The organism is Mucilaginibacter pankratovii, assembly GCF_014773265.1.
Lineage (GTDB): Bacteria > Bacteroidota > Bacteroidia > Sphingobacteriales > Sphingobacteriaceae > Mucilaginibacter > Mucilaginibacter pankratovii.
This window is the reverse complement of the sequence record NZ_JACWMY010000001.1, coordinates 595130-608911: the sequence shown is the minus strand read 5'-3', so window position 1 is coordinate 608911 and position 13782 is coordinate 595130. Positions and strand designations below refer to the sequence as shown.

At 44.2% G+C, this 13782-nt stretch carries 8 protein-coding genes; 7 read left to right on the top strand and 1 reads right to left on the bottom strand.

The features are described 5' to 3' along the window. Positions 1-181: 181 nt before the first annotated feature. Together IDJ77_RS02445 and IDJ77_RS02440 are read left to right on the top strand one after the other, a co-directional pair. Complete coding sequence (locus IDJ77_RS02445) at positions 182-3613, top strand: TonB-dependent receptor (RefSeq protein WP_191187330.1); 3432 nt, start codon at positions 182-184, stop codon at positions 3611-3613. Positions 3614-3623: 10 nt separating this feature from the next. Continuing rightward, positions 3624-4448, top strand: coding sequence for a hypothetical protein (locus IDJ77_RS02440; RefSeq protein ID WP_191187329.1), 825 nt, complete (start codon positions 3624-3626; stop codon positions 4446-4448). Between the two features lie 212 nt (positions 4449-4660). On the opposite strand, the gene IDJ77_RS02435 is transcribed toward IDJ77_RS02440, so the two are convergent. Further along, positions 4661-5683 carry an LLM class flavin-dependent oxidoreductase gene (locus IDJ77_RS02435; RefSeq protein ID WP_191187328.1) on the bottom strand — a complete coding sequence of 341 codons (1023 nt, stop codon included), beginning with the start codon at positions 5681-5683 and terminating at the stop codon, positions 4661-4663. Positions 5684-6278: 595 nt separating this feature from the next. Between IDJ77_RS02435 and IDJ77_RS02430 the strand changes: the two genes are divergently transcribed. From IDJ77_RS02430 to IDJ77_RS02410, 5 genes are all read left to right on the top strand, one after another. After that, positions 6279-6638 carry an RNA recognition motif domain-containing protein gene (locus tag IDJ77_RS02430; protein ID WP_191187327.1) on the top strand — a complete coding sequence of 120 codons (360 nt, stop codon included), beginning with the start codon at positions 6279-6281 and terminating at the stop codon, positions 6636-6638. Between the two features lie 545 nt (positions 6639-7183). Further along, the gene (locus IDJ77_RS02425) at positions 7184-7756 is read left to right on the top strand and encodes an RNA polymerase sigma-70 factor (RefSeq protein ID WP_191187326.1); all 573 of its coding nucleotides are present in this window, start codon (positions 7184-7186) and stop codon (positions 7754-7756) included. Positions 7757-7870: 114 nt separating this feature from the next. After that, complete coding sequence (locus IDJ77_RS02420; RefSeq protein ID WP_191187325.1) at positions 7871-8854, top strand: FecR family protein; 984 nt, start codon at positions 7871-7873, stop codon at positions 8852-8854. A gap of 90 nt (positions 8855-8944) precedes the next feature. Then, positions 8945-12340, top strand: a complete 3396-nt coding sequence (locus tag IDJ77_RS02415; RefSeq protein ID WP_191187324.1) for a SusC/RagA family TonB-linked outer membrane protein — start codon at positions 8945-8947, stop codon at positions 12338-12340. 10 nt (positions 12341-12350) lie between these two features. Continuing rightward, on the top strand, positions 12351-13763 hold the full coding sequence (locus tag IDJ77_RS02410) for a RagB/SusD family nutrient uptake outer membrane protein (RefSeq protein ID WP_191187323.1): 1413 nt from the start codon (positions 12351-12353) through the stop codon (positions 13761-13763). Positions 13764-13782 lie beyond the last annotated feature (19 nt).

Here is a 13782-nt window from a genome sequence, read left to right as displayed (position 1 = left end):
AAACTATGTAAAAATAATTTTACCCTTAAACAAAGAAATCTACTCCCGGAAGCCGGGAGCAGATCTGATCAGATTAATCTTAAGCCAAAAGTTTTCGAAGACACGGGCTTAAAAACAATCCACCCGCAGGTTTTACCCGGCGGTATTAACAGAATTATGCCATACAGACACAAAACAGTCAATGTTCAAATTTATACAAAAATTAGCAGAACCCTATTTTGCTGACAGAATTATATTAAACCCTCGTCATGTATCATCACTGCCATATAGCTACAAGCAGGAACGCGAACCGGGTTATAGCTGGTATTTCCTGATGAAATGTTCATTTATTGCCCTCCTCATCCAGTTTACTTTTGCCGGCTTGCTGTTGGCTTCGGCGGTTAAGGGCCAAAATCTCAATGAGGTTAAAGTTGCCCTTAAACTCAATAACGCTACCGTAAAAGAAAGCCTGCTTCAGCTGCAAGAAAACAGCGCCATTAAATTCACTTTGTTTAACCAACTGTTAGCGAAAGAAGATAAAAAAGTAACCCTCAACACTCAGCAGATCTCGGTAAGCGATGCGCTGAAAAAGATCTTATCGGGCACACGATTAAACTACAAACTTGTGAATGAGTTTATCGTTATCGAAGCAAAGCCGGTTCCGCCTAAACCCGGCCGCATCTCTGGTAAAATTGTAGATGACAGAGGCGAAGCCCTGTCGGGCGCATCGGTGCGTGTAATTGAGACAGGTAGCGGGGCTGTGGCTGCTGTTGATGGAACCTACGTACTGAACCTGCCGCCGGGGACTTATACGCTTGAATTTAGTTTCATGTCTTTCCAAACCCAGCGGGTTACCGGTGTTGTGGTAACCGAAGACAAAAACACGCCGCTGGATGTCGCACTCAGAACAGATACAAAAGGATTAAAAGAAGTGGTAATTACAACCGGCTATAAAAAGGCCTCGGTTGCAGGTTTGTATGCACAGCAAAAGAATACTTCCAATCTTTCAGACGGGATCTCCGGCGATCAGATCGAAGCCACGCCCGATAAACATGTAGGCGAAACGCTGAAACGCATCGCGGGCGTATCTACCAACGAAAACAGAAAAGTAGTTATACGAGGCATTGCTGAGCGCTATAACGTATCGCTGCTAAACGGTAGCTCGTTGCCAAGCACAGATGTGCAGGAGCGCGATTTTGAGTTTAACCTTATCCCTTCCAACCTGGTAGAAAATATAGTAGTGGCAAAATCTATGACCGCAGATATGCCTTATAGCTTTGCCGGGGGCCTGGTGCAGATCACCACCAAATCGGTACCCGAAAGCAACTTTTTTTCCATAAGCTTAGGTAATTCGTTTAACAGCCGCACCACCGGGAATGAGTTTCTGGGTTACGGCCGTGGTAAATATGATTATTTAGGTTTTGACGACGGAACAAGAAATCACTTTCCGACTGGCCTTTTGAATCTGATTGGCCAGTTTGACCCAACCAAGGACGACAGCCAAAATAAAATCAAAGCCTCCGAGGTTGCAGCACAGAACAAACGTATTGGAGGAACAGAGCGGTTAGGCGCACGCAGTTTTCAATCTTTGCCATCACAAAATTACCAGCTGAGTTTGGGCAGGACATATTCGCTTAGTCCCGATAAAGTACGCAAATTTGGTTTTGTGGGCTCTTTAAGTTACCGTAACACGCAAACCAATGATTATGTACCCAATATGCGCCGGGGCGACTGGTCGCACGAGCCTGCACGGGGGGATGACCCTGCTGATGTAAATACCGGTAATATTTATGGGTTTAACACCACTTTGGGCTTACTGCTAAACGGTGGTTTTAAAACAGAAAAGCACCAGATAAATACTTATAACCTATATACCCGCATATTTGATGACAGGTTTAGCCGCTACAGTGGCTGGACCTTCGAAAGCCCGAAAAACGATACGGATACGAAATACCCGAGTATACTGGAAGATGACCGGCCTAAATTTACAGATCTGCTTCAGAATAAAGTAAGTGGTACCCATCGTATAAATTCGTTTACCATTGAATGGGGGCTTGCCAGGACCTCTTTAAAATCGGTGGAACGGGATGCCATTTCGGCATCACAATCGGCCAAAGAAATTTCTAACAGGGTGCTTTACACTTATAGTACCGGTACAATAAGCGACCCTGGTTCTGGTCCGCTGCATCGGGATGAATACATCTATAAAGAAAACAACCTTGATGCCGTGCTTAGTGCCGCTTATGATTTTAAACTGGGCAAAACCAAACATACCTTTAAAACGGGTGCCAACTATTTAAAAAAGCATGCTTTTTACGATTGGCAGATCCTTCCTATCGCAAAAGGGCCAAATTCCACTGTTCCTATCGAATTGATCCCTGTACAGGACTGGGGCAATTATATGGGCATGGAGGATGTGGGACACAGTTTATTCTACTTTAAGCAGGACTACACCTCCAATGAGTTTGAGGCTACAAGCGTAAACGGAGGCACATTTTTAATGTTAGATCATAAATTGTTGCCCGGCCTGCGGGTGGTATGGGGAGCCAGGGCCGAATACTTTAAACTGGATACCATGAAGAACTCAGCCAGTTTGCTGAGAGACAAGAACAGTAAGATCTTTTTTGCAGAACCAAAGGATTGGTATTTTCTGCCTTCGGCAAACATTACGTACTCTCCTATAAAGGACCTGAATGTGCGTGCATCCTATGCCAAGTCAGCCGTTCGCCCGGGCCTGATGGAAAATTCGAGATTCTCGCGTTACAACCCCAACTACGGCTCTGTTGTGAGGAGCAATGGGGTTAGCAGTACCCTTATTGATAATTTCGATGCCAAGATAGAACTGTTTCCGGGTGCGGGTGAGCTTTTGTCGGTGGCCTATTTCTATAAATACTTTGATAAACCGGCAGAATATTACAGGTTAGATAATGAAAATAATGGCAGGGGGTACATCACGATTTCCAATTCCGACTGGGCAAAAGTAAAAGGATGGGAATTTCAGCTTCGTAAAAGTTTAGGTTTTGTGTATGCAGGGCTTCCTTTTCTAAAGGATGTATTTGTAAGCGGTAACCTCACCCTTCAAAAATCGCAGGTAAGGGCACGCGAGGTACAGTACGAAACAACGGCTGCCGGTGTTGATACCATGTATTACAAATACCTGAAATATCCGCGTGCTTTGTATGGGCAGGTGCCGTTATTGTACAATGCCGGGATACAGTACGCCGGCAAAAAACTTGGTGTAAACGTTACCTTAAACCACTCCGGCTATAAAACCTTTATCACCGGTATAGAGCCGGCTTATGTGGAATATGAAAGGCCGCGCACACAAATGGATGCGCAGATCAGCTATAAATTTCTTAAAGGAAAAATAGAAACCAAGCTGAATATGAGCAACCTGCTTGATGCCCCTATCCGTTATTTCATCAACGACCCCACAACGTATGAATTAAAACCCGGAAACGAAGGCAAAGTGAACCTGGAATGGAACGACAAATACGCGTATAAATTTGGTTTCTCGGAGAAATTTGAAGAAGGCTATGTTGATCCGGTGACGAACAGGCGGGTTGGCGACCGGGAAACTTTTACCCGTTACGTAGGCCGCACATTCAGTCTTTCTTTATCCTATAATTTTTAATTTATTAATCATGATCAAAAAAATTAAAATATCATACCTGGCAGCTATTCTGCCTGTTCTCTTGTTCAGTGCCTGTGAAAAGGAGGGTACCCATATCATGCCGACGATAAAAGCTATCAATAAAAACTTTGAGATCAGCGGATTTGTGTTGGGCGATACCATTGAACAGTATTTTGACGGCCTTAAAATGCGCGAATATTATGGGCGGGTAAGCCAATCTTATGCTCAAAACCAAATGGCTTTTGTAACCGACGAGGTAAATATGGAACTGAGAAAGAAAAGTACCGGGGAAACGGTTTACCAGCAAAAGTTCAGTATAAACGATAAGGACAACGTGGTTCCAAAATTTTATTTTAACGGATCGCAGTTCAGTAATCAGTACACTTACCCGGCCGTACAGGGCAACGATTATACCACTAATTTTTTTGTGGATAGTAAAGGTGCTTCTGCACCTGTCGACATCAACCTTGAGGTGCTTGAGTACCGCTATGACGACACCAAACCCGATCCGCTAATTGTGGTAAACACAACTGTTTTCCCTTTGGCAAAAAACATCCAGCCGGGGGAGTGGACAGCTTACGTGAAAATTCCGGCACCTGTGGTAATCCCGCAACAAAGTGGTACAGATCTATACCCCATAGTAGTGGTAAGGGATTCGAAGACCCAGGAATATTATATCGATAAGGACAGGGATCGGAGTGTGATTAATATGGAGCTTCCGTACGTTGGCGTTTCTCCGGGTAAAGTACAGAGTGTTTATTTAAACCGAAAGCCAGCAGACGGAACAAATTTCTATCTGGAGCAGTACGAACTTGTGCAACTGTTTCCGCGATAATATTTGTTACTGCCTCACCGGCTTTTATGCTGCTAAAGGAAAAATTAGTAGTATCATCCCGGCCATTTTTAACTAAAAGGGCAGCGTTTTGGCGCTGCCCTTTAAAAAAACATATCGTTTAAGCAGCTTTGAATTGGGTGTACAACCTTGCGGAGCCAATCAAATCCTTATTCCACATTAACTCTACCTGGCGATATGGACTAAATGAAAGATTAACGCCAACCTAACCCGGGAGCAACATGCTTTAAAATAGACGAAAGCACGTGCACATTGTAATCAACACCTAAGGTATTGGGTATAGTTAACAGGAGTGTATCTGCTTCCTGGATGGCTTCATCCTTAGCCAGCTCTTTTATCAATTGATCCGGTTCTGCAGCATAGCTTCTGCCAAATATAGCACGTTTGTCGCTTTCAATGTAACCTATCTTGTCGGCCTGGCCGGCCTCTCTTCCAAATAAATACCTGTCCTGGTCGTTCACTAAAGCAAAGATCGAACGGCTCACCGAAACCCTCGGCTCGCGTTCATGCCCTGCTTTTTTCCATGCTTCCTTATACAGCCTTATCTGTTCGGCCTGTTGTACATGAAATGGTTTACCACTTTCGTCAAATTTCAGGGTAGAGCTTTGAAGATGCATGGCATTTTCGGCCGCCCATACAGCCGTAGCGTTAGATGCAGCACCCCACCAAATCCGTTCGCGCAGGCCTTCAGAATGCGGCTCGAGGCGCAGTAAACCCGGCGGGTTGGGGAACATAGGGTAGGGGTTCGGCGCAGCAAAGCCAGCACCGCTTAGCTTATCTAAAAACTGCAATGCCTTATTGCGGCCCATCTCGGCGTCTGTTTCTCCTTCGCCAGGTTCATAGCCAAAGTAGCGCCATCCATCTATCACCTGTTCCGGCGAGCCTCTGCTTATGCCTAATTGTAATCGCCCGCCCGAGATCAGATCAGCCGCGCCGGCGTCTTCAACCATGTATAGCGGGTTTTCGTAACGCATATCAATTACACCCGTACCAATTTCTATCTTGCTTGTTTTAGCACCTATAGCCGATAGCAAAGGGAACGGCGAGGCTAACTGGGCCGCAAAATGGTGCACCCTAAAATATGCGCCATCTATACCGATCTCTTCGGCAGCTACGGCCAGATCAATCGACTGAAGCAAGGTATCACCTGCGGTGCGGCTTTTATATGCAGGATGATTGGACCAGTGCCCGAACGATAAAAACCCTATTTTTTTCATAAGTTTTTTTGGTTTGATGTAACCCATGCAAAGATAACAATCAACCGGGTAAGAATACGTGTTGGAACATGTTAAATGCCGTCGATATGTCTTTGAAAAGACAAAACTTCTGCGTGGCAAGGCAAACGGTGGCTTGAAAGCAAAAAAAAAGCTATCCATAAAATGAATAGCTTTTAATATCTGCGGAGAGCTAGGGATTCGAACCATCACTCTTATGTGCTTATTATCAGTAATTTACATTTTGAAAAGTTCCTTACTCTACGAATGACGCAAAAAGCAAGTTTACTCTAATTGTTAAGCCAAATATAGCATTTTTTTTACTTTTCACACTTTTCAATTGTAATTTTAATCAGGATGATCAATGGTTTGCTATGTGCCAGGGAATAGTTCATGCCGGTTAAATATCTTCTGCATGATGAGATGTTCCATTGGATTGTCATCAATCATGATCAGTTTGCTCATATAAACGAATTAGTATCTGAAAATCAATACACTACAAAAATAGCACCACGAAATCTTTATATTTAATATTCTGGGTTGGTTAGGCAGGCCGGAATCCGTTTATGTAAAACCCATTCGTATATTTGCACCTGCTATGGCAAAATTATTTATCGTCGGCTTTCCCAAAGATATGCAGGAGCTGGAGCTGGTCGAGATGTTTACTGCGCACGGGACGGTCAATACAGTAACTATCGTTACGGACAAAACTACCGGCGATAGCAAGGGTTACGGTTTTATCACCATGACGGATGATGCTGGTGCCGAAAGGGCTATTCACGCGTTGGATGGTGTAACGATCGATGATCGCACGATCAGCGTCAGGATGGCCGAAGAGAAGCAGCAGGCAAAAACTACGGCAGATCCGCGCCCAATTCAAAAAGACCAGACGTATTCGCCACGCCGCGACAACGGTACCGAAGCGGCAAGACCCAAACGCCCACGCCGCCAGCTTTGAACCGCTCACGTTTATTAATCGGGCTTGTTAAGCGAGAAGTTATGACCCCGTACAACGGGGATCACCAGTCATCTTATAAATAAGCCCGACACGATTCGGGAGAAAACGGAAGGATTTGCTTGAGGTCTTATATTCTTTTTAGATCGCCTCCGGCGGTTTATCGATTCTTGATCCGTTTACTTTTTACTTCGCCACTCAAAACCCGGTTAATGTCTTCGTACTCATAATACAAGATCCCACCGATCGTTGTAAATGGGATTGTTCCGTTATCCCTTATGGGTTGCGACGTATTATCGGATATTTTCAAAAGGTTTTTAACCTGGTAGGTTTTTAACCATCTTTTCAGTGCTTCAAAGGATTGACCTAATAATCCCTTGATTTGATTTAACAGGTTATTTCCAAATTCCTGTAGATCTTCTTTATCCCCATACCGGCAATCCTTTTTTTGTCCGTACGGTTGTTCATTCTGACACGTTGGAATTCATCGTGCATAAGAGAGGATTAAAGATTGTTTTATATCTTAGAAAGTTTTTCGGTAACCCCTAATGAATAAAATAAGCGCCTCATCCGATGAAGAATTGATCGCCATGCTAAAAGATGGTGTTTTCATTGCGTTTGGTGAACTATATGAACGATACTGGAATCCAATGCTGGCAAAAGCTTTTGACCGGTTAAAAAGCCAGGAGGATGCAGAAGAAGTAGTTCAGGAACTTTTTATAAAAATATGGCGCAGGAGGGAAAGGATCGAGCTGCAGTTTTCTTTCAAGACCTATATTTTTGCCGCCCTTCGTTATGAAATTCTTGATTTCTTAGCGAAACAATTACATCGGAAAAATCATCTGTCTATTGATGAAACTGATCATCTGCAGTTTTTAGTTCAGCACGAAGGGTATCATTCACTGGAAATGAAAGAACTTCAACACCAAATGAACGAAATGATAGATAACCTTCCCGAAAAATGTCAATTGATATTTAAAATGAGTCGAAATGACGGTTTAAGTTCCCGTGAAATTGCTAATGAACTCAATTTGTCGCACCGGACAGTTGAAACCCAGATAAGCAAAGCTATCAGGACGCTTAGGGGAGCTCTGAAAAATATGAACTCACTATTTTTTTAGATTTATTCAGCCTTTTGTTAAAAAAGATAACAAAAATTTAACTTTTTTTTCATCTTGCATACGTGTTGTTAGCGAAAAAGCACGCTATAGTATTAGTAAATTGATACAATAGCCATGGATGTTCCGGAAAATATCAAATATCTTAGTCTTAAATGGAAAAAAGGCACCTTAACTGAACAGGAAAAAATTGAGTTAAGGAACTGGTATGACACACCACTTCCTACATCTTTGGAATTGGAAGGATCTGATGAGCAGGAACTGAAAGCACTATTGTTCAAAAAGATTAAGAACGCGTTAGGGTATGAAGAGCAAAGAACAATAGTAAAATTTCCAGTCTGGCTAAAAGTGGCGGCGGCTGTTATTTTGTTCTTTGGCATGTCATTCCTGGCCTATCAATATTTTAATAAAGCGGTCGTGCCAGCGGCAAACGAACAGGTTGTAAGTGCCGGAGAAATACGACGTGTTATATTGCCCGATAGTAGTATTGTATGGTTGAAGGGAAAGAGCAAGCTTAGTTATCCGGCAACTTTTGGGAAAACCACAAGAGATGTGTCGCTTAGCGGTGAGGCACTTTTTGAAATCAGGCATGACACGCGATGGCCGTTCGTTGTAAGGTCGGGCCATTATACAACCACCGTATTAGGAACCAGCTTTAACCTGAAAACAGGAGCAGGTGACCGGGACTTCGACATTTCCGTTCTGACGGGGAAAGTTGGAGTAATGAAAATTATATCAGGACAGGATTCGAAGGTGGTTTTCGTTTCTGCCAATCAAACATTCAAAGCGGAGTCAGATAAGGTACAAAGCTTGGGCAGTCTGCCTAAAAAAGAAATTATTCAAGAGATAACAGCAGGAACGCAATATGACATGGCTTTTGAAAAAACGCCGGTTGAAGAAATCATGCATCGCTTTGAACAAAAATTTGATGTTCATTTTGAAGGATACACCGGCGAATACAAGTCCTGCAAAATCACTGCCGATCTCACGAACCAACCTCTTCAACAATCGCTCAGGCTCCTTTGCGGGGCGATTAACGCCACCTATAAAATTCATGATAATAAAATTCAGTTAACGGGGGGAGGCTGTTTCGATGAATAGATAGTCTTTACTAAATTAAAACGGAGGTGCTACCAACACCCCCGTCAATCGGTTCCTAATTTTTTTAATCTCAAAATTCAAACCAAACAAATGTATAAAAAAGATTTGACATGGCTCTTTTGTGCCGTCTCTAAACGGCTTGTTCACAAACCGCATCCGGGTAAAACCCCCTCCGTCGAGTTGAGTATAAGTAACTTGTTTTTTTCTGTTCGTCAGGCAACGTTCATTTTGCTTGGGGTATTCATGGTCCTCTCTTATTCCGCTAATGCCCAGTCATCTGCAGATAAAACCGTCACGGTTACTTTTAAGAATGTTTCGCTCGAAAGCGGGATCAAATTACTGGAAAAGCAGAGTCGCATTAAATTCGTTTATAACGATAAGTTACTGGATAAGAAAGTAATACTTAACCGTTCATTTCAAAATCAGCGCCTTTCCACGGTACTTAATTGGATGCGGGACCAATTTGCGATTGATTTTGAGGTGATAGACGATCAGTTTATTGTTTTAAAAAGCATAAGATCAGCGGTACTTCCGCAAGCACCAGCTGTTGGTGGCCAACAACCCTCAACCACCGGTTTTATTCAATCAGGTGTGATTAAAGATGAAAACGGCGATCCTATGCCCGGCGTTAATATCCGCCTTAGCAATGCTTCCAATGCAGGCCAGAGTGACCGCAACGGGGTTTTTAATATTGGTATTCCAAACGATGAATCGACGCTGATCTTTACTTTTATCGGTTACAAGCAAGTCGAACGAAAAGCAACCAGGAATCAGGAAATGACCTTTTTGTTGGAACCTGATCCGGGTAAACTTGACGAAGTTCAGATCATCGGTTACGGAACCTCTACAAGGAGAACAAGTACAGGTTCCCAGGTTAAAATTTCCGCTAAGGATCTGATGAATACACCTGCAACGAACCCCGCCTCGGCCATCCAGGGCAGGATGGCCGGTGTTTATGTTACGCAGGCCAATGGTTTACCAGGAAGCCCGATGACATTCTCGATCAGGGGAACCAATTCGCTTATAGGCGGGAATAATCCGCTTTTCATCGTTGACGGCGTACCATACCTGGCGGAGGCGCTCCCCGGCATGGCGGCAGCTAACGGTGCAACCAGTCCCTTAAACAGTATAAACCCGGCAGATATTGAGAACATCACCGTACTCAAGGATGCTGATGCTACGGCTATATATGGGTCGCGGGGTTCAAACGGAGTTGTCCTGATCAACACAAAAAAGGGTAAACAGGGTGATACGCACCTGGAAGGATTTGTTAAAAACGGGGTATCAAATGTTAATCACAACGTTAAAACGCTTTCTACTCCTGAATATCTGGCGATACGACGGACTGCGTATCGAAATACGGGTATCGACCCGGTAGCGGACGCGGCATTAGATTTGACCCAATGGGATCAGAACGCTTATACCGATTTCCAAAAGTTGTTGATCGGTAATACGGCACATTCGACAGAAGCCAATGTTGCATTGAGCGGCGGAGACGCACTGAACAACTTCAGAATAAGCGGAACTCATCACTATGAGGGGAATGTGTTTATCGGGGATCAGGGTTATAGGCGTAGCTCATTAAACTTTAATATGGGTCACAAATCCTTTAACGAAAAATTTGAGGTTAGCCTGTCCGCGATCTACAGTGCAGACGAGAATAACATTACCGTGTTGGATCAGACATCCGCCGCCTATTATCTGCCGCCAAATTACCCCTTGCATAATCCTGACGGTAGTCTGTACTGGAGTGGAGTCGCTTTCAGCATTCCCACCAATCCACTGGGGCAGCTTAATGCTGAGCAATCCAGCAGAGGGAGTAACCTGATCAGTAACATGATGCTGACTTATCATATTACCCAGGGGCTGGCTTTCAAAACATCGCTTGGCTTCAGCAGGTCGGACATGGACCAAAAGCGGCTTAATCCGATGTCATCGATGGATCCGGGTATCAGTTATAATGTATCAGGCAGTGCATTCTCTTATAATGTAGCCAATAATTATATCGTAGAACCTCAGCTCACTTATACCGCCAAAATAGCAAAAGGAGATTTGAGCACCTTGCTTGGAGGGACATGGCAATACCAGAGCATAAGGACACCATTTACGACCTTTGCCAGCGATTTCCCTTCGGACAATCTCCTCGAAAACCTGGCCTCTGCCCAGAACGTAAGCACCAGCAGCTCCTCCAGTCAGTATAAATATGCATCTGTTTTTGGTCGTATCAATTATAACTGGGAACGGAAATATATCGTCAACCTGAACTTCAGAAGAGATGGTTCCTCGCGTTTCGGACCGGACTACCGATACGGTAATTTCGGGTCAGCAGGAGCGGCATGGGTTTTTACCGAAGAAACCTTTGCAAAAGCCTTCCCAGTCATCAGCTTTGGTAAACTACGGGGAAGTTATGGTGTAGTGGGTAGTGATCAGATCGGTGATTACCAGTATTTAGATTCCTATGCATCTGTGCCTTATGTTTATAATGGGGCAACAGGCCTGGTGCCGACCCGTATCGCCAATTCCTCTTACCGCTGGGAGCAAACCAGAAAATTAGAAGCTGCGGTTGACCTGTCGTTTCTAAAAGATAAAATATCACTGACTGCAGCGTATTACCGAAACCGGACCGGGAACCAGCTGGTTTCCTATCCGCTCAGTATTCAGTCCGGCTTTACCAGCTACCAGGCAAATATGCCGGCGGAAGTGCAGAACACCGGTTGGGAATTTACGTTAAGCTCACAAATTATCAAAACTTCAGCCCTCCAATGGTCAAGTACGTTTAATATCTCGTTTAACCGGAACAAACTGCTATCCTTTCCCAATATAGAAAATACCTCTTATTACTCGCGCTACCTTGTAGGAAAACCACTGAGCAGTGTTTATCTCTATCGCTTTACGGGATTTAGTCCGCAAACCGGCTTGCCAACTGTAGAAGATATCAACGGAAATGGAAGAATTAATTTTGGGTTTTCTGAAACAGGCCGCGGTGACCGGTATTATGCAGGTTATACGCAGCCCCAGTACTTCGGAGGACTTACCAATACTTTAGTTTACAAAAATATCACGCTCGACTTTTTGTTCCAGTTTGTTAAACAAAAAGGCAGGTCGGTTTTATCTCAATCATTCTATCCTCCCGGAATGATGTATAACGGGGCAGCCCAGCCGATTCTGGCATATATCAATGCGGGCTTACCAGGACAACCTCAGATTACCAGTACTTATGATGCGGCCTATACAGCATATTCAAATTATACCACATCTGACGCGATACTGACCAACGCTTCTTTTATTCGTTTGAAGAATATAAATGTTGCCTATGATTTTAAAGGTGATTGGGTAAAACGGATGAAGCTGCAAAATCTCAGGCTTCAGGTACAGGCTCAAAACCTGTTCACCGTAACAAATTACCTAGGTTTTGATCCTGAATCACAGGGTTTAAGCGTACCGCCATTAAAAACTATTGTCGGGGTTGTTCAATTCACCTTTTAATTTAACTGCCATGAATAATATCACAAAACTTATTATGTCAGCTTGCTTAGCCTCTTTTATTCTGATTGGCTCAGGCTGTAAAAAATTATTGGATATCGATCCGCCAAAGAATGAACTTCCATCTGAGGTGATTTTCAGTTCAGCCGAGACCGCAAGGGGGGCATTGTCAGGAGCATACAGTCAGCTCTCCGGATCGCAAACATATAGCGTTAACCTGACGCTGGCTGATGCACTTGCTGCGGACGAACTACATGCGCTTTCAAGTTCCGCGCGATACGCCGTATTGGAAAATAACACCTATGATCCGCTAAATAGCAGCTATACAAATGATATATGGGGAGAAACTTACACGTCGATTTACAGTTTCAATACCATCATAGAACGATTGGCAAACAACACGGCGATCAGTGCGCCAGTTGCTATGCAAATGCTCTCGGAGGCCAAAGCGATGAGGGCTTACTGCTATATGGTTTTGACAGAACATTTCGGTGATGTACCCCTGGTAATTACCACCAACGTCAACGTTACAGCGCTGTTACCCAAAAGCCCGATTGCTGCTGTTTATGTACAAATCATACAAGATCTGACAGAAGCAAAAACCGGTTTGAACGAAGCGTATGTTTCCAATTCCGGTGTAAACGGCCGGTCTCAGATTAACCGCAGTGCCGCTGCAGCTTTACTGGCAAGGGCGTATTTAACGACGGGCGACCGGCAGGGAGCTATCAGTAACGCAACTGAAGTCATTAACCATACGGACCTGTATGAGTTATTACCCGGAAATCAGCTGAACAACGTTTTTCTTGCCGGTTCCAGGGAGGCGATCTTTCAGCTCGGTTCGGCCTTTAACGAAACCTCCGGGTACACCAACGAAGGACAGGAATTCGTTAGCAATATGTACACCTTTGCCTTACCTTATACCTTAACCCCTGCATTGTTGGGCTCTTTTGAGCCTAATGACTTGCGGCGTACAGCCTGGGTTCGGCAGGTATCACTAAATGGCGTAAACGCATCCGAGCCATTTAAATATCAAAACTCTGATAATGATGATGCTATCGCATCGGGCAGAAATGAGGCGCCCACTGTTATCAGGCTGGCCGAACTGTATTTGATACGTGCGGAAGCAAACGCAGGGCTTGGAAATACTGCCGCAGCTCTGGCCGACTTGAATATTATTCGTAACAGAGCCGGCCTGTCCTCACTTACTGCAGGTGTCAGTCTGGCTTTAGCTATCGAACACGAGCGCAGGGTCGAGTTATTCTGCGAGCATGGCGACCGTTGGCTGACCTTAAAAAGAACAGGACGGATTAACGCAGTACTTGGGGCTTCCAAACCAACATGGCAACCTTTCGCGCAGTTATACCCTATACCACAAACAGCAATTGATTCTAATCCAAACCTCACACAAAATCAAGGGTACAGATAATTCACCATGGTTGATATCC